This is a genomic window from Amnibacterium soli (assembly GCF_039544415.1).
Classification (GTDB): Bacteria; Actinomycetota; Actinomycetes; order Actinomycetales; family Microbacteriaceae; genus Amnibacterium; species Amnibacterium soli.
Map to the genome: position 1 here is coordinate 181,030 of NZ_BAABLP010000004.1, position 25,580 is coordinate 206,609.

A 25,580-nucleotide genomic window follows, 5' to 3' on the forward strand; every position below is an offset into this window, starting at 1 on the left:
GCCGTGGCGAGTCAGGACTGGTTCGAGAAGGACTTCTACGCGGTCCTCGGAGTCGACAAGTCCGTCTCGCAGGCCGACCTGAAGAAGGCCTACCGGAAGCTCGCGCGGCAGTACCACCCCGACTCGAACCCCGGCGACGCGAAGGCGGAGGCGCGGTTCAAGGAGATCTCCGAGGCGTACAGCGTGCTGTCCGACGAGGAGCAGCGGCAGGAGTACGACCAGATCCGGGCCATGGGCTCGGGCGCCCGCTTCACGGCGGGCGGGGCCGGCGGCCAGAGCGGCGGCGGCTTCGAGGACGTGTTCGGCAACCTGTTCGGGCAGGGCACTCGCACGAGGACCAGCACCCGCGGAGGCGGGTTCGAGGACATCCTCGGCGGGATGTTCGGCAACGGGGGAGGCTTCGGCCAGACCTCGGGCGGGTTCCGCGGGTTCGGGGGGCCCACCCCCGGGCGCGAGGTGACCGCCACGACGAGCATCGACTTCCTCACCGCCACGAAGGGCGACACCGTCACCCTGTCCGGCGGCAACGGCAAGCCGATCACCGTCCGCATCCCGGCCGGCGTGACCGACGGCCAGAAGCTCAAGCTGCGGGGCAAGGGCGAACCGAGCCCCGACGGCGGCGAGCCGGGCGACCTCGTGCTCACGGTCCGCGTGGACAAGCACCCGGTCTTCGAGCGCGAGGGCCTCAACCTCAGGGTGAACGTTCCGGTGACGTTCGCGGAGGCGGCCCTCGGCGCGACGATCGAGGTGCCCGTGCTCGGCGGCGACCCGGTGCGCATGAAGGTGCCGGCCGGCACCTCCAGCGGCCAGGTGCTGCGGCTGAAGGGCCGCGGCGTCGAGACGCCGAAGGGCACGGGCGACCTGCTGGCCCGGGTCGAGGTCGCGGTGCCGAGCCACCTGTCCGCGGCGCAGAAGGAGGCGCTCGACGCCTTCGCCGCCGCCTCCGGCGACGACAACCCGCGCGACGACCTGCTGGCCAGGGCCCGCGCATGACCGGTCGTGTCCACGGATCAGGGGAATCGGCCGGACCGATTCCCCCGATCCGCGGACACCGACGACAGCTGGAGCAGTGATGGAAGCGGACGACCCGATCTTCCCCATCGCCGCGGCCGCGGAGCTCGCGGGCATGCACCCGCAGACGCTGCGGCAGTACGACCGGCTCGGCCTCGTGGTGCCGCGCCGCACCTCCGGCAAGTCCCGCCGCTACTCGCTGCGCGAGGTCGCGCAGCTGCGGGAGGTGCAGCGCCTGTCGAGCGAGGGCGTCTCGCTCGAGGGCATCAAGCGCGTGCTCGAGCTCGAGAACGAGGTCGTGAGCCTGCGCGACCGGGTGCGCCAGCTCGAGACGGCGCTCGCCAACGAGCTGCTGTCCCGCCCGGGCGCCCGCGTGTTCGCGTCGTCCCCCCAGGGAGACGTGGTGCCGTTGCGGCACGGCACCCGTGCCGCTCGTCGCACCGAGGTGATGGTGTGGCGCCCTCGCTCCATCGAGTCGGAGTAGGGTCGGAATACACCTGAGCGTGGTGCGCTCAACTCTGCAGGAGTCGGATCCGCGAGAGCGGACGCCGACGGACCTCCTCCATCCGCTTCCTCCTGAAGGCAGGACACATGGCCAACATGCGCGGCGCGGCTGCTCCGCAGGAGAACGCCAAGAGCGCCCTCCAGCAGTACGGCATCAACCTCACCGAGATCGCGCGAGCCGGCAAGCTCGACCCGGTCATCGGTCGCGACAGCGAGATCCGCCGGGTGAGCCAGGTGCTCACGAGGCGCACCAAGAACAACCCCGTGCTGATCGGCGAGCCCGGCGTCGGCAAGACCGCCGTCGTCGAAGGGCTCGCGCAGCGCATCGTCGCCGGCGACGTCGCCGACTCGCTGAAGAACAAGCAGCTCGTCTCCCTGGACCTGGCCGCCCTGGTCGCCGGCGCGAAGTACCGCGGCGAGTTCGAGGAGCGGTTGAAGGCCGTGCTGAAGGAGATCAACGACTCCGACGGCCGCATCATCACCTTCATCGACGAGCTGCACACCCTCATGGGCGCCGGCGGCGGCGAGGGCAGCGTCGCGGCGTCGAACATGCTGAAGCCGATGCTCGCCCGCGGCGAGCTGCGCATGATCGGCGCGACGACGCTCAACGAGTACCGCGAGTACATCGAGAAGGACGCCGCGCTCGAGCGCCGCTTCCAGCAGGTGTTCGTGGGCGAGCCCTCGGTCGAGGACTCCGTCGCGATCCTCCGCGGGTTGAAGGAGCGCTACGAGGCGCACCACAAGGTCGCGATCGCCGACTCGGCGCTCGTCGCGGCCGCCTCGCTCTCGAACCGCTACATCTCCTCCCGCCAGCTGCCCGACAAGGCGATCGACCTGATCGACGAGGCGGCGAGCCGGCTGCGGATGGAGATCGACTCCGCCCCGGTCGAGATCGACGAGCTGCGACGCTCCGTCGACCGGTTGAAGCTCGAGGAGCTGGCCCTCAAGCGCGAGAAGGACGACGCCTCCCGCGACCGCCTCGAGAAGCTCAGGGCGGACCTCGCCCGTCGCGAGTCGACCCTGAAGGAGCTGCAGACGCGGTGGGACCGCGAGCGCGCGGACCTCAACCGCGTCGGGAACCTGAAGGAGAAGATGGACGGGCTGCGCATGCGCGCGGACCGGGCGCAGCGCGAGGGCAATCTGGAGGAGGCCTCCCGCCTGCTCTACAGCGAGATCCCCGTGATCGAGCGCGACCTCGCGGCCGCCGAGCGCGCCGAGGACGACCCCGACGTGCAGCGCATGGTCAACGACCACGTCACGGACGAGGACATCGCCGCGGTCGTCGCCCAGTGGACGGGCATCCCGATGGGGCGCCTGCTGCAGGGTGAGACGCAGAAGCTGCTGCGCCTCGAGGCCGAGCTCGGCAAGCGCCTGATCGGCCAGAAGGCGGCCGTGCGCGCCGTCGCGGACGCGGTGCGCCGCACCCGCGCGGGCATCGCCGACGCCAGCCGGCCCACCGGCTCGTTCCTGTTCCTCGGCCCGACCGGCGTCGGCAAGACCGAGCTCGCCCGGGCGCTCGCCGAGTTCCTGTTCGACGACGAGCGCGCCATGGTGCGCATCGACATGAGCGAGTACGGCGAGAAGTTCTCCGTCTCGCGCCTGGTCGGCGCCCCTCCCGGCTACGTCGGCTACGAGCAGGGCGGCCAGCTGACGGAGGCCGTGCGGCGCCGTCCGTACTCGGTGATCCTGCTCGACGAGGTCGAGAAGGCGCACCCGGAGGTGTTCGACGTCCTGCTGCAGGTGCTGGACGACGGCCGCCTCACCGACGGCCAGGGCCGCACGGTCGACTTCCGCAACACGATCCTCGTCCTCACGTCGAACCTCGGCAGCCAGTACCTCACCGACCCGTCGCTGTCGGCGGAGCAGAAGGAGGAGGCCGTCCAGGCGATGGTGCGGCAGGCCTTCAAGCCGGAGTTCGTGAACCGCCTCGACGACATCGTGGTGTTCCAGACGCTGACCGAGGACGACCTCGCGCAGATCGTCGAGCTGTACATCGACCGGCTGTCGCGCCGGCTCAGCGACCGGCGGCTGCAGCTGGCGGTGACGCCGGAGGCGCGGCGCTGGCTCGCGGAGCGCGGCTACGACCCGATGTACGGCGCCCGGCCGCTGCGCCGCCTCATGCAGCGGGAGATCGACGACCGCCTCGCGCGGGCGCTGCTCGCCGGCGAGGTGCGCGACGGCGACGCCGTGCGGGTGGACGTGGACCCGGTGGACGACGCCCTCGTCGTCGGCCGCTTCGAGGTCCCGGTCGCCTGACGACCCTCCCGGATCCGGTGCTGCGGCGCACCACCGGATCCGGGACGACCCCTGCTGGTCGCCTGCCGGACACCTGGGGTCGGTAGCCAGGCCCGGTGGACCGCCTGCACCTGCTGCTCGTCGGCGTCGACGGGCTGCGGCTCGACCTCGCCACGCGCGCCCGCGCCCCGCACCTGCACGCGCTGCTGGCGCGCGGCGCCGAGACGCGCATGACGATGCCGGTGCCGACCATCTCCGGGCCCGGCTGGGCGACGCTGCTGACCGGCGCCTCGCACGAGGAGCACGGCGTCGTCGACAACCGCTTCGTCGGCAGCCGGCTCGCGTCGTTCCCCGACCTGCTCAGCCGCGCGGTCTTCGCGGACCCGTCGCGGACGACCTTCGCCGCGGCCGCCTGGCCGCCCCTGGTGGACCCGGCGGGGGTCGGACCGATCATCCACACCCGCGACGAGCAGCGGCGCGCGGAGCGGCACCGCGTCGTCGTCCGGGACGGCGAGACCTACGGCTACCGCACGACGGACGCGGAGATCGCGGACTTCGCCGTCGCCGGGCTGCACGCGGCGGGGCCCGACGTCTCCTTCGTGTACTTCTCCGGCGCCGACGAGGCCGCCCACGTGTACGGCGCGGTCAGCCGCCCGTACGTGGAGGCGGTGGGCCGCATCGACGTGCACCTCGGCCGACTGCTCGCGGTCGTCGACCGCAGGGCGCGGGAGGGGGAGCCGTGGCTCGTCGCGGTGACGACGGACCACGGTCACCTCGACGGCGGAGGGCACGGCGGGGGCGAGCCGGAGGTGGTCGCGTCGTTCGTCGCACGTGCCGCGTGGAACACGGCCCTCGACGAGTGGCCGGCGGAGATGCCCCCGACCGAGCTCACGCCGCGGCTGCTCGCCGCGCTGGCGCGCGGCTGAGGTCAGTCGCGGACGAGCACCAGCTCGTCGAGCGGCAGCCGCGTGCGCACCGCGGTCTCGCGCTCGCGGTACTTCTCCGGCAGCAGGTCCGGCGAGGCGACGGTGCCGATCGCGGTGACCGTGATCGGCACGAGGTGCTGCGGCAGGTCGAACTCGTCGCGCAGCGCCTCGACCTCGATGCCGCCCATCGGGTGGGCGTGCAGCCCGAGCGCGTGGGCCTGGCTCGCGAGGTTCGCCATCGACTGCCCGGCGTCGTACTCGGCCCAGCGCAGCGCACCGGCGGGCTGGTCCCCCTCCGGGGTCACGACGATCGCGAGCACCAGCAGGGACGCCTTCGGCGCCCACATCCGGTTGAACCCCATCAGGTGCCGCTCGAGGCGGTCGAAGGTCTCGGTGCCGCGCCGGCCGACGATGAAGCGGCGGCCCTGCGCGTTGGAGGCGGAGGCGGCCCAGCGAGCGGCCTCGAGCATGGAGGTGACCTGCTCGTCCGTCACCGTCGCCGTCTCGTCGAAGGACCGCGGCGACCAGCGCATCGAGAGGATCTCCTCGATCGGTGCGGCGGTGGTGGCGCGGCGGTCGTCGGTGATGAGCGTCATGGTTCCTCCGAGCGGGATCGAGGGCTGCAGCACGTCATCGGGCCGTCCGGTGGAGCACGCGGCGGCGCACCGCTATTCCCCGCGCTCCGCGGCGAGCTGCTCGGCGATCCGGCGCGGTCCCTCGGGGTCCTGCAGGCTCGTCGTGTCGCCGAGCGGACGGCCCTCGGCGAGGTCGCGGAGCAGGCGCCGCAGGATCTTCCCCGAGCGCGTCTTCGGCAGGTCGCGCACGACGTGCACGTGCTTCGGCTTGGCGATCGGCCCGATCACCGCGGCGACGTGCGCGCGCAGCACCGCCTCGAGGTCCCGCGCGTCCGAGGCGGGGATGACGAACGCGGTGACCGCCTCCCCGGTCAGCGGGTCGGCGACGCCCGTCACGGCCGCCTCCCCGACGGCGGGGTGCGCGACGAGCGCGGACTCGATCTCGATGGTCGAGAGCCGGTGCCCGGAGACGTTGACGACCTCGTCGATGCGGCCGAGCACGACGAGGTCGCCGTCCGCGTCCTTCCGGGCGCCGTCGCCCGCCACGTACCACCCCTGCTCCGCGAAGCGGGCCCAGTAGGCGGAGAGGAAGCGCTGCGGGTCCCGCCACAGGGTGCGCGCCATCGCGGGCCACGTCCCGTCGACGACGAGCAGGCCGCCCTGACCGGGGCCGACCTCCGCGCCGCCCTCGTCGACCACCCGCACCGTGAGACCGGGCAGGGCCCGGGTGGCGGAGCCCGGCTTGCCCGGGACGACGCCGGGCAGCGGGGCGACGATCGCGGCGCCGGTCTCCGACTGCCACCAGGTGTCGACCACCGGAGCGCTGCCGCCGCCGAGGTGCTCGCGGAACCACATCCAGGCGGCCGGGTTGATCGCCTCCCCGACCGTGCCGAGCAGGCGCACCGACCGCAGGTCGGACCCCGCGGGCGGCCCGTCCGGGAACCAGGTCGCGAGCGTGCGGATGAGCGTGGGCGCCGTGTAGTACGTGGTGACGCCGTACCGCTCGATGATCTCGAGGTGGCGGGTGCGCCGCGGGGTGTCGGGGGTGCCCTCGTAGAGCACCGAGGTCGCCGCGTTCGACAGCGGCCCGTAGAGCGCGTAGGTGTGCGCCGTCACCCACGCCAGGTCGGCGGTGCACCAGTACACGTCGTCGGGCTTCGCGTCGAAGAGCGCCCAGTGCGTCCAGGACGCCTGCACGAGGTAGCCGCCCGAGGTGTGCACGACGCCCTTCGGCCTGCCCGTCGTGCCGGAGGTGTAGATGACGAAGAGCGGGTGCTCGGCGTCGAACGAGGGCGCCTCGTGCACGTCGTCGGCGGTGTCGACGACGTCGTGCCACCAGACGTCGCGGCCGGCGGTCATGGCGACGTCGTCGCCGGTGCGGCGCACCACGAGCACGTGCTCGACGTGCTCCAGCCCGGCGACCGCCTCGTCCACGGCGGCCTTCACGGGCACCGCGCGCCCCCTCCGGTGCTGGCCGTCGGTGGTGACGACGAGCTTCGCCTCCGTGTCCGCGACGCGGAACCGCAGCGCCTCGGCCGAGAAGCCGCCGAACACGAGGGAGTGCACGGCGCCGATGCGCGCGATCGCGAGCGTGACGACGACCGTCTCGAGCAGCACCGGGAGGTAGACGACGACCCGGTCGCCCGCACCCACCCCGAGCGCCTCCAGCGCGTTCGCGGCGCGCGACACCTCGCGCTGCAGCTCGGCGTAGGTGAGGCTGCGGCGGTCGCCGGGCTCGCCCTCGAAGTGGAACGCGACGCGGTCGCCGAGTCCGGCGTCGACGTGCCGGTCGACGCAGTTGACGGCCACGTTCAGCCTGCCGCCCTCGAACCAGGCGATCTCGGGCGGCTGCAGCGATCCGTCGGGACGCTGCGCGGGCACGAAGCGGTGGGCGGTGCGCCAGCGCTCGGTCCACCGCAGGCGCTCGGCCTGCTCCTCCCACCACGCGACCGGGTCGGCGGCGGCGCGGTCGTACTCCTCCGCCTGCACGTTCGCCTCGGCGGCGAACTCCGGGCTCGGCGGGAAGACGCGGGTCTCGGGCAGCAGTTCGCTGATGTGCACGGTCGACATGGCGCATCGACGCTAGGCGCTCGCGGCAGGACGGGCGCTCCCGCCCGTCACACGACGCCTCCTGCGGTCAGCCGAGGCCGACGAGCGCCCTCGCCTCGGCGGCCGCCGGCTCGGTCGCGTAGCGGCCGCGGGCCGCCAGCGTCGTCACGGAGGCGCCGCGGATGCGCGGACCCCGCATCGCCACGCAGTTGTGCTCGGCGGTGGCGGTGACGAGCACGCCGACGGCGCCGAGCGCGTGCTCGAGCCCGAGGGCCACCTCGTCCGTCAGCCGCTCCTGCACCTGGGGCCGCGCGGCGATCGTCTCGACCAGGGCCACGATGGCGCCGAGGCCCGCGACCCGCTCGCCGGGCAGGTAGACGACCGAGACCGTGCCCGCGAACTTCAGCAGGTGGTGCTCGCAGGTCGACCGGAACGGCACGTCGCGGAACGCGACCGGGCCGCGGGCGTCGACGTCGGCGACCGCCGAGTCGCGCAGCGCCGGCACGGGGTCCACGCCCACGCCGGCGAACAGCTCGCCGCCGAGGCGGGCGACGCGGTCCGGGGTGCGGTCGAGCGTCGGGTCGGCCGGGTCGAGGCCGTAGGCGCGCAGGTACTCCTCGACCGCGCGGCGGGCGCGCTCCAGGTCCGGCGTCACGACGGCTCCAGCCCGGTGGCCAGGTGGCGGACCCGGCCGCGACCGGGCAGCACGGCGTCGGGCTCGACCTCGAGCCAGGGCAGCAGCACGAAGGCCCGCTCGTGCGCGCGGGGGTGCGGCAGGACGAGGCCCGGCTCGTCGAGCACGCGGTCGCCCTGCACGATCAGGTCGAGGTCGAGGGTCCGGTCGCCCCAGCGCTCGGTGCGCACGCGCCCGAACACGCGCTCGATCCGCAGCAGCGCGTCGAGCAGCCGCTGCGGCGGCAGGGCGGTGCGGCCCACGACCACCCGATTCCCGTAGCGCGGGCGGGACGGGTCGGGCCCCTGCAGCGTCACGGCGACGGTCTCGTGGATCGCGGAGACCCCCTCCACGACCAGGCCGGGCAGCCGCTGCAGCGCCGCGACCGCGTCGTCGAGGGTGGTGTCGCGGTCGCCGAGGTTGGTGCCGAGCGCGACGACCACGTGCTCGGCCGGCGCGGACCGCTCCCGCTCGATGCGCACGGCGACGTCGCCGAACGGCACCGGGATCGGCGCGGCCGGCTTGTGCACGGTGACGGCCACCCGGTCGACCAGGTCGTACGCCAGCGCGGTGTCGGCGATGCGCTGCGCGAGGGTCTCGATCAGGTCGACGGGCTCGCCCCCGATCACCGCCGCGACCTGCTGCGCGAGCTCGCCGTAGTGCACGGTCGCCGCGACGCGGTCGGTGGCCGCGGCGACGTCGAGGTCGAGGTGCAGCTCGAGGTCGACGACGAAGTCCTGTCCCGCGACGCGCTCCTCCGGCAGCACCCCGTGCCGGCCGAAGGCGCGCACGCCGGTCAGCACGATGCGGTCCGCGCCGCTCATGCCGCGACCCGCATGCGGCGCACGACCTCGATCGCGGCGCGCGTGGCGGCCGGGTCGTGCACGCGCAGCCCCCAGACCGAGCGCTCCGCGAGGAGGGCCGAGAGCACGGCGGTGACCCCGTCCCGCTCCTCGGGGTCGCCCTCCACCAGCTCGCCGAGGAACCGCTTGCGCGAGACGCCGACGAGCATCCGCAGGTCGTCGATCCGCAGCGCCTCGAGGTGCGCGAGCAGCCGCCAGTTCTCGGCGCCCGTCTTGCTGAACCCGATGCCGGGGTCGACCACGAGCCGCTCCGCGGGCACACCCGCCGCCAGCGCGGCGTCGACCCGGGCGCGGAGGTCCGCGGCGACCTCCTGCACGACGTCGCCGTAGCCGCCGGCCGATGCGGAGGGGCCCCGTGAGTGCATCAGCACGAGGTCGACGTCCGCCTCCGTCGCGACCCGGAGCAGGCCGGGGTCCCGGCCGCCGTCCACGTCGTTCACGATCGCGGCGCCCGCCTCGACGGCCACCGCGGCGACGGTCGCGCGGCGGGTGTCGATGCTCACCCGCACGCCGGCCGCGACGAGGCCCGCGACGACGGGCAGCACGCGCCGCGTCTCCTCGTCCGGGTCCACGGGCTGCGCGCCCGGCCGCGTGGACTCGCCGCCCACGTCGACGACGTCCGCACCCGCCCGCGCGAGCTCGAGGCCGTGCGCGACGGCGGCGTCGGGGTCGAGGAAGCGGCCGCCGTCGCTGAAGGAGTCCGGCGTCACGTTGAGGACGCCGAACACGACGGGGTCGGTGCTGGGCTGCGGCATGGGCGCGAACAGGGTAGCGGCGCCCCGGTACCGTGGGGGATGCCGATCCGCCCCGCCGTGCCCGCCGACTGGCCCGCGATCCTCCCCTTCTTCTCCGCGATCGTCGAGGACGGCGAGACCTACGCCTACCCGCCCGGCCTGTCGTCCGCGGAGGCGGAGGCGCTGTGGATGGGGCAGCACCGGGTCGTGGTCGCGGAGGAGGGCGGCGAGGTCCTCGGCTCGGCGACGATGGGCCCGAACCGGCCGGGCCGCGGCTCCCACGTCGCCACCGCGAGCTTCATGGTCGGCGGCGCCGCGCGGGGCAGGGGCGTCGGCCGCGCGCTCGGCGAGCACGTGCTGGCGTGGGCGGCGGAGGCGGGGTACCGAGCGGTGCAGTTCAACGCGGTCGTCGAGACGAACACGGCCGCGGTGCACCTCTGGCGCTCGCTCGGCTTCACGGTGATCGGCACGGTCCCGGAGGCGTTCGACAGCCGCACGCACGGCCTCGTCGGCCTCCACGTCATGCACCGGTACCTGCACTGACTGCTGCGCCGCCGCCGCTGCGGCGCAGCTGTGACGCTTCGCGGCCCTGAACGGGCCGCGGTACGCGTCGGGAAGTGGTCGGGTCGGTCGTGAGGGTCAGGCGGGGACGGGGGCCAGGGCGCTCAGCACGCGGTCGGCGACCCAGCGGCCCATGCGGATCGCGCCGTCGACGTGCTGGTAGCCCGCTCCGGCCAGATCGCTGGACGCCCAGTGGATCGGCCCGACGGGCGTGCGCAGGTCGGCGCCGAAGCGCTCCAGGCCGCCCATGTCGAAGCTCGCGGCGTAGGCGCCGCGCGTCCACTCCTCGCTGCCCCAGTCGCTCTCGAAGTAGATCGCGGGCGTGCGGGCCCGCTCGCCGTAGTAGTGCGCCAGCGAGTCGAGGACGGCGGCCTTCCGCGTCTCCGGGTCCATCGCGAGGAGGGCGTCGGCGCGGGTGTCGGAGGCGAAGCCGACCAGGATGCCGCGCGGGTCGCCGTGGTTCGAGTTGTCGTACGCCTCGTGCACCGGCAGGTACGGGCTGAAGGCGGTGCCCGAGAGGCCGTCCGCGCGCCAGAACGGCTCGTCGTACACGGCGTGGATCTTGATCACCAGCCCGAGCGACAGGTGCTGGTGCATCACGTGGCGGCGCAGGGGCAGCGTCGGCACGTAGTCGATGCGGTCGTAGAGGTTCGGCGGCACCGCGAGCACGACGCGGCGCGCGACCACGGTGAGGTCGCCGTCCGCCTCGACGGTCACGCCGTCGTCGCCCCACGTGATGCGCCGCACGGGGGAGTCGAGCACGACGTCGTCGCCGAGCGCCTCCGCCAGCCGGAGGGGGACCTGCTGCAGGCCGCCGACCACGCGGCGGTCGAGGATGAAGTCCGCGTCGACGAGGTTCGAGAAGCTGCCGGCCGAGGCGGCCATCAGCAGCGACTGGAGCGCGGAGAAGGAGTGCGACGGCTTCGTCAGCATCGCCTCCGCGGTGAACAGCGCGACGTTCGCCCGCGCCTCCTCGTCGTCCGAGAGCTGCTCGAGGAAGCCCCGCCAGGTGATGCCGTCGAGCTCGCGGGCCCGCGGGTGCTCCCAGGGCGCGTCGGGGTCGATCTCCGCGGTGAGGCCGTCGAGCACGGCGATCATCCGCTCGATCTCCGACTCCGTCGTCGCGGACGCGGGGAAGATGTCGCCCGTGAAGCGCTTCGCGGCGCCGTCGGGGCCGACGTAGACGCTCTCGCCCTCGCGGTAGCGGGCGAAGGTCTCGAGGCCGAGCTGCGCGACCGTCTCGCTGAGCGCCGTCTGGTCCGGCGAGATCCACTGGCCGCCGAGCTCGAGCAGCGCGCCCGAGGACGCGTCGGTGTGCAGCCGCCCGCCGACGCGGTCGCGCGCCTCCAGCACGACGACCGAGACGCCCGCCTCCTTCAGCCGGTTCGCCGCGACGAGGCCGCAGGCGCCGGCGCCGACGATGACGACGTCCCGCTCCATCCGAGTCATGGCGTCAGCATAAGGACGATCGAGCTCCGCACCGGCGCGATCGTCGGTGTTCGACGCCGGAAGTGCGCGATCCGGCAGGCGCAGTGCGCTTCGACGACGGATTCCGCAGCAGACGACCCGGACCGGGGTCAGCCGAGCGCGGTGAGCGAGACGTGCGCCGCCCGCGCGACGACGATCACGATCGCGTAGATGCAGTACAGCCCCAGCAGGGACCCGAGCAGCGCCTCGCGCCAGCTGCCCGCGTGGCCGAGCACCGGGACCGCGATGTAACCGTTGCGCTTCCAGATCGCGCGCAGGCCCGGCGTGCGGGCCCAGGAGCGGGGCGGCCGGATCTGGATCGGCCAGGTGGGGGACGGGACCCCCTCCTTCGTGAGCAGGTCGCCCGCGATGTGGGTCAGGAAGCCGAGCCCGACCGCGATGGGGAACCAGGTCGGGTTGTCCGGCGCGTAGACGACCACCGCGGCGGCGGCCAGGAGGCCGATGAACCAGGCCGCGGCCCAGGAGGGGACGAGCTCGCGGGCCTTCACCGCGAAGCAGATCAGCGCGATCGTCGCGATCGCCGGGCCGATCGGCACGACGCCGAGCGTCGGGACGTCCGCGGTGAAGCGGCCGATGAGCACGGCGAGCAGGGTGACGATCGCGCCGGCGAGGATCGTGTGGAACCCGTGGCGGTGGCCGCCGCTGGTGTCCGCGATGCCGCTCGTCACGAGCTTGCCGATCACGGGGACCGAGTGGGCGATGGTGCCGCTGTGGTGGTCCGCGTCGGGCAGCAGGGCCGCCCCCGCGCACACGACGGCTCCCGACAGCACGCCCGCGGGCGACAGGGGGTAGGCGTGCGTGCCGAAGGACGGCAGCGCCGCGGTCGCCGCGAACCACACGGCTGCGCCGCTGGTCGCGTGGTTGACGCCCATCACGGACGCCATGCTGTCCCGAGACCGCCCCGTCCGGTGCGTGCCGCGCGGCAGGACGCGGAGCGCGACCCGTTCAGGGCCGCGAAGCGTCGCAGCGGCGGCGCAGCGATCAGCTCAGCGCGGCCTTGACCGTGGCGACGAAGTCGTCGACGTCGGCCTCCGTGGTGTCGAAGGCGCACATCCACCGCACCTGGCGGTTCGCGCGGTCCCAGTCGTAGAAGCGGTAGCGCTCGCGGATGCGGTCGGCCGCGTCGAGGTCGAGCTCCGCGAAGATCGCGTTCGCCTGGGTGGGGTGGCTGAAGCCGACGCCCTCGACCTGCTCGAGCCCGGCGCGGAGGCGGGCGGCCATCGCGTTGGCGTGCGCGGCGGTGCGCAGCCCGAGGTCGTCCTCGAACAGCGCGAGCAGCTGGGCGCTCGCGAACCGCATCTTGCTGGCGAGCTGCATGTTCAGCTTGCGGAGGAAGTGCAGGCCGCTGACCCGCTCCGGATCGAGGACGACGATCGCCTCCGCGCCGAGCAGCCCGTTCTTCGTGCCGCCGAGGCTGAGCACGTCGACGCCCGCGTCCTTCGTGAACGCCGCGAACGGCATGTCGAGCGCCGCGGCGGCGTTCCAGATCCGTGCGCCGTCCATGTGCACGGCCATGCCGCGCTCGTGGGCGAAGTCGGCGATCGCCCGCACCTCGTCGGGCGTGTAGACGGTGCCGAGCTCGGTCGACTGCGTGATGGACACGGCGAGCGGCTGCGGCCGGTGCTCGTCGCCCCAGCCCCACGCCTCCGTCTCCGCCGCGGCGGGCGTGAGCTTGCCGTGCTCGGCGGGGACCACGAGCAGCTTCAGGCCGCTGACCCGCTCCGGGGCACCGCCCTCATCGGTGTGGATGTGCGCGGAGCCCGTGGCGATCACCGCGCCCCAGCGCGGCAGCAGCGCGGTCAGCGCCGTGACGTTGGCGCCGGTGCCGTTGAAGACGGGGAAGACCTCGGCGCGCTCGCCGAACCGCTCCTTGACCACCTCGCCGAGGCGGGCCGTGTAGACGTCCTCGCCGTAAGCGATCTGATGGCCGCCGTTCGCGTCGGCGACGGCCGCGAGCACCTCGGGCAGCACCCCCGCGTAGTTGTCGGAGGCGAAGGTGCGGCGGTCGGGATCGTGCAGTCTCACGCCCCCATCCTCCCCGAGCCGCGCGCTCGTCGGTTCCCGCAGCGCTCCGTCGGATCCGGCAGCCGGTTCGGTGCCGCCGCGCTGTCGCAGCCGACCGGTGCTGCCGGAACCGACGGTCCGCCCGCGGAGGAACTCCCCGTCAGGCGGTCGCGCCCGTGATGCCCTTCGTCGACTCGATCGTCGGGCGGAGCTTCTTGCCGAGCGCCTCGTAGAACATCGACAGCGGGAACTCGTCGTCGAGCACGGCGTCCGTGAAGCCCTTCGGCGCCCCGCTGAGGATCTCGTCGGGCAGGCCCCGCGCCCAGCGCGACGCCGGGTTCGGGGTCAGGGTCGACCGGACCAGGTCGTAGGCCGCGAGCCAGTGCGCCGTCTTCGGTCGGTCGATCGAGGCCCAGTACAGGTCGTTGATCGCGTCCGACAGCGCCACGACGGTGTGAGGCAGCTGCTCCCAGTCGATCGCGAGGCTCGTGTCCGTCCAGTGCAGCACGTGGTGCTGGTGCAGCCAGGCGAACAGCAGCTGCCCGCCGAGGCCGTCGTAGTTGCGCACCCGCGAGCCGGTGAGCGGGAAGCGGAAGATGCGGTCGAACAGGATCGTGTACTGCGCGAGCCGGGCGTGGTCCCGCGTCTCGTCGTCGGTGTCCTCGGCCCGGACGAGGCGCACCGCCTCGCGGAACGCGGTCAGGTCGCAGCGCAGCTCCTCCAGCGAGTAGAGGAAGAACGGCATCCGCTGCTTGATCATGAACGGGTCGAACGGCAGGTCCCCGCGCATGTGGGTGCGGTCGTGGATCAGGTCCCACAGCACGAAGGCGCGCTCCGCGAGCTGCTGGTCCTGCAGCAGCCGCTGCGCGTCCTCGGGCAGGTCGAGCTTCGTGATCTCCGCGGCCGCGGCGACCACCCGCCGGAAGCGGGCCGCCTCGCGGTCCTGCAGGATCGCGCCCCAGGTGAAGGGGATCAGCTCCTTCATCGCGACGGTCTCGGGGAAGAGGACCGCGGAGTCGGTGTCGTAGCCGCCGGTGAAGTCGACGAAGCGGATCGGCACGAACAGCGGGTTCGAGTAGGCGTCCCGTTCGAGCGCGTCGATGAAGTCCGGCCAGATCACGTCGACGAGCAGCGCCTCGAGCAGCCGGTCGGGGGAGCCGTTCTGCGTCGTCATCGGGAACACGACGAGGTGCCGCAGGCCGTCGGTCCGGTCGCGCTGCGGGTTGAACGCCGCGAGGGAGGCGCGGAAGTCGGGCACCGCGAAGCCGGAGGCGGCCCAGGCGGCCAGGTCCTCGTCGAGCGCCGCGAGGTAGGCGGCGTCGTGCGGGAAGGCCGGTGCGAGCGCCCGGACGGACCCGCGCACCTCGTCGATCAGGCGGGCGGCGAGGGCGGCGTCCGCGCCCTCGGCGAGCGTGCCGTCGCGCTGCTGCAGCGCGCGGAAGGAGGTGACGACGGCCTTCAGGGCCAGCCAGTCGGGGGACTCGGCGGTGACGGTCGGACGGGTCGACTCGAGCAGCGACACAGTGCGCCTCCTTCGTTCCCGACCGACGGTAGGGCGCACCGCGCGCCGTTTGCGTGCGCACCCCGTGCACGGACGTGCCGTCTGCGCACAGATGTTGCGTGCAGCCCCTCCGGTCCGCTCGCAAGGGGCTGTGCATTCGGGGGGCCCTTGACTGCGGCAGCCAGCGGTCCTACGGTGACTAAACCGGTTCAGAGACGACGGGAGGCGCGATGGCGGGCAAGCCGACGATCGCGGACGTCGCCCAGGCGGCCGGCGTGAGCAAGGGCCTCGTATCCTTCGCCCTGAACGACCGGCCCGGCGTGGCCCCCGCCACACGACGCCGCATCCTCGACGTCGCGCAGGAGCTCGGGTTCCGGCCGAGCGTCCAGGGACGCTCGCTGTCCACCCGGCTCGCCTACTCCGTCGGCCTCGTCATCGCGCGGGACGCCGATCTGGTCGCGGCCGACCCCTTCTACCCGCCCTTCATCGCCGGCGCTGAAAGCGTGCTCGTCGATGCGGGCCGCACCCTGACGCTGAGCGTGCTGGGCCGGGAGCGCGACGAGGCCGCGCACTACCGGGCGCTCGTCGCGGACCGCCGGGTCGACGGCGTCATCATCGGCGACATCCGGCCCGACGACTCGCGGCTCGACCTCCTCGCCGAGCTGGAGCTGCCCGCCGTCACCCTGGGCAGCACGGGGGACGCGCGGTTCCCGGCCGTCACGATCGACGACGCCGCAGGGGTCGTCGCGACCGCGCGGCACCTGCTCGACCTCGGGCACCGGCGCATCGCGATGGTCGCGGGTCCGCGCGAGCTGGTGCACGGCGCTCGCCGCGCCGACGCCCTCCGGCGGGTGCTCACCGAGGCCGGGGTCGGCGGACCGACGGTCGTCGAGACCGACTTCTCACCGCTCGCGGCGGCGCGGGCCACGGAGGCGCTGCTCGCGGCGGCGGACCCGCCGACGGCGATCGTCTACGGCAACGACGTCGCCGCCGCCGCCGGCATCAGCGTGCTCCGCGAGCACGGGCTCGACGTGCCCCGCGGGATCTCCGTGTGCGGCTTCGACGACTCGGAGATCGCCCGCTGGACCGTGCCGGCCCTCACCACGGTCAGCACCGACCCGGGGCGGTGGGGCGCGGCCGCGGCGCGCGCCCTGCTCGACCTGCTCGCCGGGCAGCCGGCGACCGACCAGGACCTCGGGCCCGCGCGGCTCGTCGTGCGCCGCTCGACCGGCCCCGTACCCGCGGGGCACGAGACCCAGGAATGAGGAACACCCCCATGCAGCACCACCGACGGGCGCGCAGCATCGCCGCTGCCGCCGTCGCGACGGTCCTCGCAGTCGGCCTGACCGCCTGCGGACAGGGGAACGTCGCGAACCCGAGCCTGACCTCGAAGGGCCCGATCACCATCTGGTACTCGAACAACGAGCAGGAGGTGGCCTGGGGCAAGCAGATGGTCGCCGCCTGGAACCGGGACCACCCCGACGAGAAGGTCACCGCCCAGGAGATCCCCGCCGGCCGCACCAGCGAGTCCGTCATCTCGGCGGCGATCACTGCCGGTAACGCTCCGTGCCTGGTGCTGAACACCGCGCCCTTCGCGGCCGGTCAGTTCGAGAAGCAGGGCGGCCTCGTCGACCTGTCGAAGTTCCCGGACGGGAACTCCTACATCGAGGGCCGCAGCGGCGATCTCGCGAAGCAGTACCGGTCGAGCGTCGACGGCGACTACTACCAGCTGCCCTGGAAGTCGAACCCCGTCGTGATCTTCTACAACGAGAAGCTCTTCGCGAAGGCCGGCATCGACACGAAGGACCCGGGCCTCGGCACCTACGCCGGGTTCCTCGCCGCGGCGCGGAAGGTCGTGAAGACCGGCGCGGCGAAGGTCGCGATCCAGCCCGCGCCGACCAGCGAGTTCTTCCAGATGGACACCGACTTCTACCCGCTGTACGTCGCCGCGAGCGGCGGGACGCCGCTGATCCAGGACGGCGAGGCGACCTTCGACGACAAGACGGGCGACGAGGTCGCGAACTTCTGGCGGACGCTCTACCAGGAGGGGCTGTCGAGCCCCGAGCAGTACCAGGGAGACGCGTTCGCCGACGGCTACGCCGCCATGGCGATCGTCGGGCCCTGGGCCGTCAGCTACTACAAGGACGTCGACTGGGGCGCAGTCCCGGTGCCGACGCCGGACGGCACGCCCGCCGATGACATCCACACGTTCAGCGACGCGAAGAACATCGCCATGTACACCGCGTGCCAGCACAAGGGCACGGCCTGGGACGTCCTGAAGTTCGCGACGAGCGAGGACCAGGACGCGAGGTTCCTCGACACGACGGGGCAGATGCCGATCCGGCCCGATCTCGCCTCCACCTACGCCGACTACTTCGCGAAGCACCCGCAGTACCGGCTCTTCGGCTCCCTCGCGACGCGCACGGTGGAGGTGCCCGCAGGGCCGAACACGGTGCAGCAGATGCAGACCTTCCGCAACGCGTGGACGTCGTCCGTGATCTTCGGCGGCGCGAGCCCCGCCCAGGCGCTCGACGACGCGGCCGCCACCATCGACACCCTGGAGCAGCAGCCGTGACCGCCGTGACCAGGCCGGCCCCGCCGACGCCGGTCGGCAGGATCGACCGCCGCAACCCGAACGACCGCCTCCGCCATCGAGTGCTCGGCAGGAACCCCCTCGGGCTCCTGTTCAGCGCCCCGTACCTCGTCTTCGTGGTCGCGGTCTTCGCCTCCCCGGTCGTCTACGCGGTCTGGATCGCGTTCCACGACTTCTTCTTCGCCGCTCCCGGCGCGGACGTCTCCTACCCGTTCGTCGGCTTCGCCAACTTCGTCTACGCCTTCTCGAACGCGCAGGTCATCCAGTCGTTCGGCAACGTCGGCGTCTTCCTGCTGATCAACGTGCCGCTCACCGTGGTGCTGTCGCTGCTCCTCGCGGCGGCCCTGAACCGGGTGATCCACCTGCGGGTCTTCCTGCGGATCAGCTTCTACGTGCCGTACATCACCGCCTCCGTGGCGCTGGTCGGCGTCTGGCTGTTCCTCTTCGGCGGCGACGGCCTCGTGAACTCCACCCTCGGGCCGCTCGCGCCGGCCCCGTCCTGGCTGGTGAACCAGTCGCTCGCGATGCCCGTGATCGCGATCTACGTCACCTGGAAGCAGCTCGGCTTCTACATCCTGCTGTATCTCGCGGCGCTGCAGAACGTGCCGAAGGAGCTCTACGAGCAGGCCTCCACCGACGGCGCCGGCGCGATCCGGCAGTTCCGGTCCGTCACCGTCCCGGGCGTCCGGCCCGCGACGCTGCTCGTGCTGCTGGTCTCGACGGTGACCGGCGCGAACCTCTTCACCGAGCCGTACCTCCTCACCGGAGGCGGCCCGAACGGGGCGTCGAACACCCCCGTCTACCTGATGTACCAGCTCGGCGTGGAGCAGGGCCTCCCCGACGTCGCCAGCGCGATCGGCATCGTGCTCGTCATCGGCGTCCTGATCATCGCGTGGCTGCAGAACCGATTCGCCGGAGAGAGGGACCGATGACGATCCAGCAGGCCCAGGAGGCCGCGCCCGGAAGCGGTGCGCCGACGACGAGCCGCCCGGCCGGACGGCGATCGACGGGATGGACGCGGACCCAGACCGTGCTCCGCGGGGCGGTCCTCGCGATCGGCGCCGTGGCCTTCCTCTTCCCCTTCTACTACATGGTCATCGGCTCCCTGCAGAAGAAGCCGGACCAGACCCTGTCCGGTCTGATCCCCGACCCGTCGAACCTGACCCTCGACAACTTCGCCGCGGTGAACAGCCGCATCAGCCTGCTCTCCGGCCTGCTGAACTCCGGACTCTTCACCGGCGGCGTGCTGATCTGCACCCTCGTGTTCGGCGTGCTGGTCGGCTACGCGCTGGCGGTGCTCGAGTGGCGGGGCCGCGGCGCCACGTTCGCGATCGTGCTGCTGGTGCAGGTCATCCCGTTCCAGCTGCTGCAGATCCCGCTCTACGTGCTCGTCGCGCGGAACTACGGTCTGGCGGACAACGTGCTCGGCATGATCCTGCCGTTCGCCATCAACTCGACGGCGGTCATCCTGTTCCGGCAGTACTTCCTCCAGGTGCCGAAGGAGCTGTTCGAGGCCGCCCGCATCGACGGCGCCCGGGAGCTGCGCCTGCTGTGGAGCGTCGCCATCCCGCTGGTGCGGCCCGCGCTCGTGACGGGCGTGCTGCTCACCTTCATCGGACCGTGGAACGAGTTCCTCTGGCCGTTCCTGATCACGAAGCAGGCGGACCGGCAGCCGCTGGCCGTCTCCCTCGCGAACTACATCACCTCGGTCGCCTCGTCGACCGCCAACCCCTTCGGTGCGGTCACCGCCGGCGCGCTCGTGCTCGCCGTGCCCGTCGTCGTCCTGTTCATCGTGTTCCAGCGCTACTTCGTCTCGAGCGACCTCGGCTCGGGCGTGAAGGGATGAGCCCCATGACCACCTCCTCCACCCGCACGGACGTCGGCTACCGCCTCGAGCGCGTCGGACTCGTGATGGAGCCGGAGCCCGGGAACGACCTCGAGTTCGAAGGGGTGCTCAACCCCGGCTCGGGTCGGGGACCCGACGGCGAGCTCTACCTGCTGCCGCGGGTCGTCGCCGCCGGCAACGTCTCCCGCGTGGGCCTCGCCCGCGTGCTCGTCGAGGACGGCGTGCCCGTCGGGGTCGAGCGCCAGGGGATCGTCCTCGAACCGGACCGGCAGTGGGAGCGCGGCGCCACGCACGCCGGCGTCGAGGATCCGCGGATCACGCGGATCGACGAGCTCGGGCTGCACGTCATGACCTACGTCGCGTACGGGCCGCTGGGTCCGCGGACGGCGGTCGCGGTCTCGGAGGACCTCCGGTCCTGGCGCCGCCTCGGTCCGGTCACGTTCGCGTACGACGACGCGCAGGACGCGGATCTCGGCATCGTCTTCAACAAGGACACGGTGTTCTTCCCGGAGGCCGTCACGTCGCCGGACGGGGTGCGCTGCTTCGCGGTGCTGCACCGACCGATGTGGAACGTGGGGGAGACCGTGCCCGGGGAGTCGCCGCAGGTGCCGGCCGGACTGCCGGACGCCCGGGAGAGCATCTGGATCGGGTACGTGCCGGTGGAGGACGTCGCCCGGGACCTCTCGCTGCTGACGCGGTGGACGCGGAACCGGTTCCTCGCCGGGCCGGAGTTCCCGTTCGAGGAGCTGAAGATCGGCGGCGGGCCAGCGCCCTACCGGGTGCCGGAGGGCTGGCTGCTGCTGCACCACGGCGTGACGGGCCGCATCGACAACGCCTTCGCGCAGCAGAAGCACGTGAACTACGCGGCCGGGATGATGCTGCTCGACGGCGACGACCCCTCCCGCGTCCTCGCCCGCACTCCGGTCCCCGTGCTCACGGCGGAGACGGACTGGGAGAAGAGCGGCATCGTGCCGAACGTGGTGTTCCCGACGGCGATCGAGGAGATCGACGGGCAGCCGTTCGTCTTCTACGGCATGGCCGACACGAAGATCGGCGCCGCCCGGCTGCTCAAGGACTGATCCCTCTTCGCGGATCCGCGGGGAAGCTGCGGATCCGCGAAGCACCCGAACGAAGGAGTTCACGCGTGTTGAAGCATCTGCTCGCGACGGCGTCCGCCGGCGCTCTGCTCGCCACGGCGCTCGTCGCCGCACCCGCCGACGCCGCGCCGCCGCCGGCCGCCCCGGCGCGGCTGACGAACACCGCCCACCTCGACCTCCTGCTGCAGGAGGTGCGGCCGCCGGCCGTCCCGGGGCACAGCACGTACGGCTCGGCGGCCGTCGAGCTGCCCTGGACCTACGCGGACCGGAACGCCGACGGGTCCTACCGCCGGGTCGGCGGCGGGACCTACGACGCCGCGACGAACACCTACGGGCAGGGGGCCTTCAACACGGACGACGTCGCCCGGGCGGCCGTCGTCTACGTCCGCGACTGGCGGCAGACCGGCAGGGCGGCGAGCCGCGAGCGCGCGGAGGCCGTGCTGCGCGGTCTCGCGGTCTTCCAGACCACGACCGGTCCGCACGCGGGGAACCCCGTGCTCTGGATGCAGCCGGACGGCACGCTGAACCCGAGCGCCGACCCGGTCGAGCTGCCCGATCCGAGCGACTCCGGTCCGAGCTACTGGCTCGCGCGCACCGTCTGGGCGTACGGGGAGGGGTACGCGGCCTTCCGCGACCGCGATCCCGGCTTCGCCCGCTTCCTCCAGGGCCGGCTCCGGCTGGCCGTCCGCGCGCTCGACCGCGAGACCCTGCGCACGGGGGCCGCGACCGAGACCGCCGACGGCGTCGGCGTCCCCGGTCGCCTGATCGTCGACGACGCGGGCGCCAGCGCGGAGGCGGTCCTCGGCCTGGCCGCCTACTCGAAGGCGGCACCGCACGACGCGGCGCCCCGTCGGGCGCTCACCGCGCTCGCGGGGTCGATCGAACGACTCGCGGCCACCACCCCGCAGACCGCTTCCTGGCCGTACGGCGCGATCCTCCCCTCCGCCGCCTCGAGGACGAGCTGGCACGCGTGGGCGTCGCAGACGAGCGCCGCCCTCGCGGCCGCCTCGTCCGCGCTGCACCGGCCATCGCTGCTGCGGTCCGCCGTCCGCGACACCGCCGGGTTCGAGCCGGACCTGCTGGCCGCGGGCGGCGCCGACGACCTGCTCGGCCCGACGCCGAGCGACCGGACGCAGATCGCCTACGGCGTCGACTCCCGGGTGCAGGGCCTCCTCGCCGTGGCGGACCGGACCCGCTCCCGCGGCGTGCGTGCGCTCGCCGCGCTCCAGGCCTCGTGGTTCTTCGGCGCGAACGCGAGCGGCTCGCCGGTCTACGACCCCGCGACGGGCGTCACCTTCGACGGGGTGCAGGCCGACGGGACGGTCAACCGGAACAGCGGCGCCGAGAGCACGATCCACGGCCTCCTCACCATGCTCGCGCTCGACGCGCACCCGTCCGTCGCACGGGCGGCCACCGCGATCCGGGGGCTCGGCGCCCGCGACGGGCTGCGCGTGATCGAGGCGGAGGGCGCGTCGACGACGGGTGCCGTGTTCACCCCGGACCCGGCCTCCACGGCGGAGTCCGCGTGGAGCGGCAAGGGCCTGCTGCTGCGGAAGGGACAGTCGGCGACCTTCCACCTCGGCGCGGGCCTCCACGAGGTCGAGGCCGTCGTGCAGCAGGTCGAGCGCGGCACCGCGACCCCGCCGGTCTCGCGCTGGAGGGGCGGCGGCGTCCGGCGCACCCTCACCTCGACGGTCGGCGCGAGGGGGATCACGCCGACCTCCGGAGCGCTCGCGCCGCAGACGATCGGCGCTGTGCGGGGGGACGTGCTCACCGTCCGAGCGCTCGGCGGAGCGGTGCGGATCGACGCGCTGCTCGTCCGGCCCGCGGTGCAGCGGGTGGCCTTCGACGGAGGGCCGACGCTGCTCGTCGACTCCGGCCGCGGCGGCACCGTCGCGGTCGACCGAGGCGCCCGCGTCGAGCGGTACCGCGCCGACGGGTCCTCCCTCGATCCGGTGACGGTCCGTGCCGGCCGGGTCGCGCTGCCGAAGGGCGGCTTCGCGCTCGTCCGCTGAGCGGACGACGTCCGCACTCCCCGTCCCGCAGGGCCGACCGACCGGCGGAACGGGGAGTGCGTCGTCCCGCGGGAACCCGAACGGGGTCCCGGGCTCCGTCAGGCGGACTCGAGCAGCTCGGTCAGCTTGTCGCCGCACGCGGCCTGCAGCAGTGCGTGCGCGTCGGGCTCGAGTCCGTCGAGGACGGGCATGTCGACGGCGAGCAGGACGCTGATGAGCATCCCCTGCCCGAGGAAGTCGCGGGCCTGCTCCGTGCTCAGCCCCGCCTCGTCGCGCAGCATCCGCCAGATCTCCAGGTAGCCGGCCCGCGCGGCGGTGCCCACGACCGGGTCCGCCCCCTGCACGAAGGCCTGCAGCAGGGACAGGTGCACGCCCCGCTCGCGGGCGAGCCTGCTCGCCGGCGGCATCGCCTACCTCGGCGTGATCCTGCCCGGTGCGGCGACCTACGGCGAGCAGCTGCCCGCCTACATCGCTGCCGGCATCGGCATGGGGCTCACGTTCTCGCCGCTCTCGAACGCGGTGCTCGCATCCGTCGCGCCCGCCGACCACGCGAAGGCGAACGGCACCAACTCCACGCTGCGCGAGATCGGCGTGGCCCTCGGCACCGCGGTGCTCACGGCCGTCTTCACGGGCGCGAACGGCACCCTCACCCCCTCCGGCTTCGCCGCAGCGGCGCAGCCGGCCGTCCTGGTGGGCGCGGCGGCGGTCGCGCTGGGCGCGCTGCTCGCGCTGCTGCTGCCCGCCGGACGCGCACCGCGCGGCATCGCGGCTCCGGAGGCCGAGGCGCAGGCGGTCCAGCACCGGGTGACCGAGCCCGTCGCCGTCTGAGCACGCCGCCCGGGCCGTTCCAGGAGGAACGGCCCGGGCGTCACCGGCAGACTCGACCCGTGGCGGGTGTGCTCCAGGGGTTCGCGGTCATCGGGGTGATCGTGCTCGTGGGCTACCTCCTCGGGCGCTTCGACCTGCTCGGCCCCGGCGCGCAGCTCGTCCTGAACCGCTTCGTGTTCTTCGTCGCGGCGCCGTGCCTGCTCTTCACCGTGATCGCGACCGCGGACACCGCGGTGCTGTTCTCCCCGATCCTGCTGGTCGCCGCGATCTCCGCGCTGTCGGTGGCCGGCGTCTACGTGCTCGTCGCCCGCCTGGTCTGGCACCGGCCGCTCGGTCCGCTCACCGTCGGCGCGCTGTCGTCGGGCTACGTCAACGGCAACAACATCGGGCTGCCCGTCGCGGTCTACCTGCTCGGGAACGCCGCATACACCGCGCCGATCATCCTGCTGCAGCTGATGGTCCTCGCGCCCACCGCGCTGGTGATCCTCGACGCGGCCACCCACGAGGGACGGCGCAGCGTCGCCGGCACGGTGCTCACCTCCCTGCGGAACCCGCTGATCATCGCCTCCGTGCTCGGCACCGTCGTGGCACTCGCGCACCTGCGGGTGCCCGCGCTGGTCCTCGAGCCCCTGCGCCTGCTCGGCGGCGCGTCCGTGCCCCTCATGCTCAGCGCGTTCGGGCTGTCGCTCTTCGGTGCGCGGCCGCTCGCGGCGGGGGAGGGGCGCGTCGACGTGCTGCTCGCGTCGTTCCTCAAGGCGATCGGCATGCCGCTCGTGGCATGGGCCGTCGGCGCCCTCGTGCTCCACCTCCCGGCCGCCGAGCTGCACGCCTCCGTGGTGCTGGCGGGCCTGCCGACGGCCCAGAACGTGCTGAACTTCGCCAGCCGCTACGGCACCGGGATCCCGATCGCCCGGGACACCGGGCTCATCACGACGATCGCCGCGGTGCCCGTGCTGCTGGTCGTCTCGCTGCTGCTCGTGCCGTGATCCCGGCCCGACCCCGACATCTGGGAAGACCCTGATCGGCTACCGGGTTCACCTACGCTGACGCGGCGACCCGCGCTCCACCTAGGAGGTCCCATGACCGCGATCGACGTCCCCGCTGCGGCACCGCTGCCGGTGCTGACCCCGGACACCCTCGTGCCCGCCGAGCAGCCGACGATCTACTTCCTCGGCGTCTCCACGGGCTCGTCCTCCATCCAGCGCGTCTTCCCGAGCTGGGCCGCCGAGCTCGGGCTCGGCGACGCGGTGCTGCGCGGCATCGACCTGCCCGTCGGCGCGCCCGCCGACCACACCCGCCGGATCGTCGAGTTCCTGCGGGACGACGCCCTCGGCGTCGGCATGCAGATCACGAGCCACAAGATCGGCGTCGGCACGGCCGCGCGCGACCTGTTCACGCACCTCCGCCCCCTCGCCACGCTCATGGGCGAGGTGAGCTGCGTGACGAAGGACGAGGACGGCGGCCTGACCGGCTTCGCGAAGGACCCGGTGGCGGGGGCGCTCGCGCTCGACGCGATCGTGCCGACCGGGCACTGGTCGACCGGTGCCGGCGCCGTCGTGCTCGGAGCGGGTGGAGCGGGCACCGCGCTGACCTGGTGCCTGGTGCGCCGCGAGCTCGGCGAGGACCGCCCGGGCACCCTCGTCGTCACGGACCGCAGCGCCGAGCGCCTGGAGCACCTGGCCGCCATCGCCCGCGAGGTCGGGCCCGACGTGCCGCTCGAGCTCGTGCAGGTGGCGTCCGCCGACGAGACGGACGCCGTGCTGGCCGCGCAGCCCGCCGGTTCCCTGGTCGTGAACGCGACCGGCCTCGGCAAGGACCTGCCGGGCTCCCCGATCGGCGAGGACGCGCTGCTGCCGCAGGACGCGATCGCCTGGGACCTCAACTACCGCGGCGACCTCCGGTTCCTCGAGACCGCGATCCGCCAGGAGGGCTCCCGCGGCGTCCGCGCCGAGGACGGCTGGACGTACTTCGTGCACGGCTGGCTGCAGGCGGTCAAGGAGGTCTTCCGGATCGACGTGCCGACCTCCGGACCGGACTTCGACCGCCTCAGCGACCTGGCCCGCGCCGCGCGCTGACG

24 protein-coding genes are annotated in these 25,580 nt (G+C 73.4%); 14 read left to right on the forward strand and 10 right to left on the reverse strand.

Annotated elements, in window-relative coordinates; all coding sequences use genetic code 11:
* Nucleotides 1–3: 3 nt before the first annotated feature.
* The 4 genes from ABEA53_RS10350 to ABEA53_RS10365 all read left to right on the forward strand — a co-directional run bounded on the left by ABEA53_RS10350 (nucleotide 4) and on the right by ABEA53_RS10365 (nucleotide 4,676).
* A complete protein-coding gene (locus tag ABEA53_RS10350) occupies nucleotides 4–993 on the forward strand; it encodes a DnaJ C-terminal domain-containing protein (protein ID WP_345481065.1) in 990 nt (329 codons plus the stop codon).
* Nucleotides 994–1,072: 79 nt separating this feature from the next.
* On the forward strand, nucleotides 1,073–1,495 hold the full coding sequence (locus tag ABEA53_RS10355) for a heat shock protein transcriptional repressor HspR (RefSeq protein WP_345481067.1): 423 nt from the start codon (nucleotides 1,073–1,075) through the stop codon (nucleotides 1,493–1,495).
* Nucleotides 1,496–1,602: 107 nt separating this feature from the next.
* A complete protein-coding gene (locus ABEA53_RS10360; protein WP_345481069.1) occupies nucleotides 1,603–3,771 on the forward strand; it encodes an ATP-dependent Clp protease ATP-binding subunit in 2,169 nt (722 codons plus the stop codon).
* 95 nt (nucleotides 3,772–3,866) lie between these two features.
* Nucleotides 3,867–4,676 carry an alkaline phosphatase family protein gene (locus ABEA53_RS10365; protein WP_345481070.1) on the forward strand — a complete coding sequence of 270 codons (810 nt, stop codon included), beginning with the start codon at nucleotides 3,867–3,869 and terminating at the stop codon, nucleotides 4,674–4,676.
* 2 nt (nucleotides 4,677–4,678) lie between these two features.
* Here the strand turns inward: ABEA53_RS10365 and ABEA53_RS10370 are convergent, their stop codons facing one another.
* From ABEA53_RS10370 to folP, 5 genes are all read right to left on the reverse strand, one after another.
* The gene (locus tag ABEA53_RS10370) at nucleotides 4,679–5,272 is read right to left on the reverse strand and encodes a nitroreductase family protein (protein WP_345481071.1); all 594 of its coding nucleotides are present in this window, start codon (nucleotides 5,270–5,272) and stop codon (nucleotides 4,679–4,681) included.
* A gap of 72 nt (nucleotides 5,273–5,344) precedes the next feature.
* Nucleotides 5,345–7,321: an acetate--CoA ligase gene (acs, locus tag ABEA53_RS10375; RefSeq protein WP_345481072.1), complete on the reverse strand. Its 1,977-nt coding sequence runs from the start codon at nucleotides 7,319–7,321 to the stop codon at nucleotides 5,345–5,347.
* Between the two features lie 67 nt (nucleotides 7,322–7,388).
* A complete protein-coding gene (folE, locus tag ABEA53_RS10380; RefSeq protein WP_345481073.1) occupies nucleotides 7,389–7,955 on the reverse strand; it encodes a GTP cyclohydrolase I in 567 nt (188 codons plus the stop codon).
* Complete coding sequence (gene folK / locus ABEA53_RS10385; RefSeq protein WP_345481074.1) at nucleotides 7,952–8,797, reverse strand: 2-amino-4-hydroxy-6-hydroxymethyldihydropteridine diphosphokinase; 846 nt, start codon at nucleotides 8,795–8,797, stop codon at nucleotides 7,952–7,954. The genes folE and folK overlap by 4 nt, the downstream gene beginning before the upstream one ends.
* Complete coding sequence (gene folP, locus ABEA53_RS10390; protein WP_345481075.1) at nucleotides 8,794–9,591, reverse strand: dihydropteroate synthase; 798 nt, start codon at nucleotides 9,589–9,591, stop codon at nucleotides 8,794–8,796. The genes folK and folP overlap by 4 nt, the downstream gene beginning before the upstream one ends.
* A 39-nt stretch (nucleotides 9,592–9,630) precedes the next feature.
* On the opposite strand from folP, the gene ABEA53_RS10395 reads away from it, so the two are divergent.
* Nucleotides 9,631–10,113 carry a GNAT family N-acetyltransferase gene (locus ABEA53_RS10395; RefSeq protein ID WP_345481077.1) on the forward strand — a complete coding sequence of 161 codons (483 nt, stop codon included), beginning with the start codon at nucleotides 9,631–9,633 and terminating at the stop codon, nucleotides 10,111–10,113.
* A gap of 96 nt (nucleotides 10,114–10,209) precedes the next feature.
* Here the strand turns inward: ABEA53_RS10395 and ABEA53_RS10400 are convergent, their stop codons facing one another.
* The 4 genes from ABEA53_RS10400 to ABEA53_RS10415 all read right to left on the reverse strand — a co-directional run bounded on the left by ABEA53_RS10400 (nucleotide 10,210) and on the right by ABEA53_RS10415 (nucleotide 15,145).
* On the reverse strand, nucleotides 10,210–11,580 hold the full coding sequence (locus ABEA53_RS10400) for a flavin monoamine oxidase family protein (protein WP_345481078.1): 1,371 nt from the start codon (nucleotides 11,578–11,580) through the stop codon (nucleotides 10,210–10,212).
* A 128-nt stretch (nucleotides 11,581–11,708) separates the two neighbouring features.
* Nucleotides 11,709–12,491, reverse strand: a complete 783-nt coding sequence (locus tag ABEA53_RS10405; protein ID WP_345481481.1) for a metal-dependent hydrolase — start codon at nucleotides 12,489–12,491, stop codon at nucleotides 11,709–11,711.
* Nucleotides 12,492–12,600: 109 nt separating this feature from the next.
* Nucleotides 12,601–13,644 carry a threonine aldolase family protein gene (locus ABEA53_RS10410; protein WP_345481079.1) on the reverse strand — a complete coding sequence of 348 codons (1,044 nt, stop codon included), beginning with the start codon at nucleotides 13,642–13,644 and terminating at the stop codon, nucleotides 12,601–12,603.
* A gap of 139 nt (nucleotides 13,645–13,783) precedes the next feature.
* Nucleotides 13,784–15,145: a DUF6421 family protein gene (locus tag ABEA53_RS10415; protein ID WP_345481080.1), complete on the reverse strand. Its 1,362-nt coding sequence runs from the start codon at nucleotides 15,143–15,145 to the stop codon at nucleotides 13,784–13,786.
* Nucleotides 15,146–15,354: 209 nt separating this feature from the next.
* Here ABEA53_RS10415 and ABEA53_RS10420 point away from each other — a divergent pair, with 209 nt between their 5' ends.
* The 6 genes from ABEA53_RS10420 to ABEA53_RS10445 all read left to right on the forward strand — a co-directional run bounded on the left by ABEA53_RS10420 (nucleotide 15,355) and on the right by ABEA53_RS10445 (nucleotide 22,675).
* Nucleotides 15,355–16,389, forward strand: a complete 1,035-nt coding sequence (locus ABEA53_RS10420; protein WP_345481081.1) for a LacI family DNA-binding transcriptional regulator — start codon at nucleotides 15,355–15,357, stop codon at nucleotides 16,387–16,389.
* An 11-nt stretch (nucleotides 16,390–16,400) separates the two neighbouring features.
* Complete coding sequence (locus ABEA53_RS10425) at nucleotides 16,401–17,699, forward strand: extracellular solute-binding protein (RefSeq protein WP_345481083.1); 1,299 nt, start codon at nucleotides 16,401–16,403, stop codon at nucleotides 17,697–17,699.
* 5 nt (nucleotides 17,700–17,704) lie between these two features.
* Nucleotides 17,705–18,649, forward strand: coding sequence for a carbohydrate ABC transporter permease (locus tag ABEA53_RS10430; protein ID WP_425550625.1), 945 nt, complete (start codon nucleotides 17,705–17,707; stop codon nucleotides 18,647–18,649).
* Nucleotides 18,646–19,563 carry a carbohydrate ABC transporter permease gene (locus ABEA53_RS10435; RefSeq protein ID WP_345481084.1) on the forward strand — a complete coding sequence of 306 codons (918 nt, stop codon included), beginning with the start codon at nucleotides 18,646–18,648 and terminating at the stop codon, nucleotides 19,561–19,563. Before ABEA53_RS10430 ends, ABEA53_RS10435 begins: the two co-directional genes overlap by 4 nt.
* The gene (locus tag ABEA53_RS10440; protein WP_345481085.1) at nucleotides 19,560–20,642 is read left to right on the forward strand and encodes a glycoside hydrolase family 130 protein; all 1,083 of its coding nucleotides are present in this window, start codon (nucleotides 19,560–19,562) and stop codon (nucleotides 20,640–20,642) included. Before ABEA53_RS10435 ends, ABEA53_RS10440 begins: the two co-directional genes overlap by 4 nt.
* Nucleotides 20,643–20,707: 65 nt before the next feature.
* On the forward strand, nucleotides 20,708–22,675 hold the full coding sequence (locus tag ABEA53_RS10445; protein ID WP_345481086.1) for a hypothetical protein: 1,968 nt from the start codon (nucleotides 20,708–20,710) through the stop codon (nucleotides 22,673–22,675).
* Nucleotides 22,676–22,773: 98 nt separating this feature from the next.
* Here ABEA53_RS10445 and ABEA53_RS10450 read toward each other — a convergent pair whose 3' ends face one another.
* Nucleotides 22,774–23,082: a hypothetical protein gene (locus tag ABEA53_RS10450; protein WP_345481087.1), complete on the reverse strand. Its 309-nt coding sequence runs from the start codon at nucleotides 23,080–23,082 to the stop codon at nucleotides 22,774–22,776.
* 13 nt (nucleotides 23,083–23,095) lie between these two features.
* Here ABEA53_RS10450 and ABEA53_RS10455 point away from each other — a divergent pair, with 13 nt between their 5' ends.
* The 3 genes from ABEA53_RS10455 to ABEA53_RS10465 all read left to right on the forward strand — a co-directional run bounded on the left by ABEA53_RS10455 (nucleotide 23,096) and on the right by ABEA53_RS10465 (nucleotide 25,578).
* On the forward strand, nucleotides 23,096–23,503 hold the full coding sequence (locus ABEA53_RS10455; protein ID WP_345481088.1) for an MFS transporter: 408 nt from the start codon (nucleotides 23,096–23,098) through the stop codon (nucleotides 23,501–23,503).
* Nucleotides 23,504–23,562: 59 nt separating this feature from the next.
* Nucleotides 23,563–24,489 (forward strand): AEC family transporter, encoded by a 927-nt coding sequence (locus tag ABEA53_RS10460; protein WP_345481089.1) that lies wholly within the window; start codon nucleotides 23,563–23,565, stop codon nucleotides 24,487–24,489.
* Nucleotides 24,490–24,582: 93 nt separating this feature from the next.
* Nucleotides 24,583–25,578, forward strand: a complete 996-nt coding sequence (locus ABEA53_RS10465) for a shikimate dehydrogenase family protein (RefSeq protein ID WP_345481090.1) — start codon at nucleotides 24,583–24,585, stop codon at nucleotides 25,576–25,578.
* The last annotated feature ends 2 nt before the right edge of the window (nucleotides 25,579–25,580 follow it).

Excerpts from the sequence above, each read along its gene's own strand:
- ABEA53_RS10355 (WP_345481067.1), top strand. The coding sequence starts at position 1,073 with ATGGAAGCGGACGACCCGATCTTCCCCATCGCCGCGGCCGCGGAGCTC.
- ABEA53_RS10360 (WP_345481069.1), top strand. The coding sequence starts at position 1,603 with ATGGCCAACATGCGCGGCGCGGCTGCTCCGCAGGAGAACGCCAAGAGC.
- ABEA53_RS10370 (WP_345481071.1), bottom strand. The coding sequence starts at position 5,272 with ATGACGCTCATCACCGACGACCGCCGCGCCACCACCGCCGCACCGATC.
- acs (WP_345481072.1), bottom strand. The coding sequence starts at position 7,321 with ATGTCGACCGTGCACATCAGCGAACTGCTGCCCGAGACCCGCGTCTTC.
- folK (WP_345481074.1), bottom strand. The coding sequence starts at position 8,797 with ATGAGCGGCGCGGACCGCATCGTGCTGACCGGCGTGCGCGCCTTCGGC.
- folP (WP_345481075.1), bottom strand. The coding sequence starts at position 9,591 with ATGCCGCAGCCCAGCACCGACCCCGTCGTGTTCGGCGTCCTCAACGTG.
- ABEA53_RS10395 (WP_345481077.1), top strand. The coding sequence starts at position 9,631 with ATGCCGATCCGCCCCGCCGTGCCCGCCGACTGGCCCGCGATCCTCCCC.
- ABEA53_RS10400 (WP_345481078.1), bottom strand. The coding sequence starts at position 11,580 with ATGACTCGGATGGAGCGGGACGTCGTCATCGTCGGCGCCGGCGCCTGC.
- ABEA53_RS10405 (WP_345481481.1), bottom strand. The coding sequence starts at position 12,491 with ATGGGCGTCAACCACGCGACCAGCGGCGCAGCCGTGTGGTTCGCGGCG.
- ABEA53_RS10420 (WP_345481081.1), top strand. The coding sequence starts at position 15,355 with ATGGCGGGCAAGCCGACGATCGCGGACGTCGCCCAGGCGGCCGGCGTG.
- ABEA53_RS10425 (WP_345481083.1), top strand. The coding sequence starts at position 16,401 with ATGCAGCACCACCGACGGGCGCGCAGCATCGCCGCTGCCGCCGTCGCG.
- ABEA53_RS10435 (WP_345481084.1), top strand. The coding sequence starts at position 18,646 with ATGACGATCCAGCAGGCCCAGGAGGCCGCGCCCGGAAGCGGTGCGCCG.
- ABEA53_RS10440 (WP_345481085.1), top strand. The coding sequence starts at position 19,560 with ATGAGCCCCATGACCACCTCCTCCACCCGCACGGACGTCGGCTACCGC.
- ABEA53_RS10450 (WP_345481087.1), bottom strand. The coding sequence starts at position 23,082 with ATGCCGCCGGCGAGCAGGCTCGCCCGCGAGCGGGGCGTGCACCTGTCC.
- ABEA53_RS10465 (WP_345481090.1), top strand. The coding sequence starts at position 24,583 with ATGACCGCGATCGACGTCCCCGCTGCGGCACCGCTGCCGGTGCTGACC.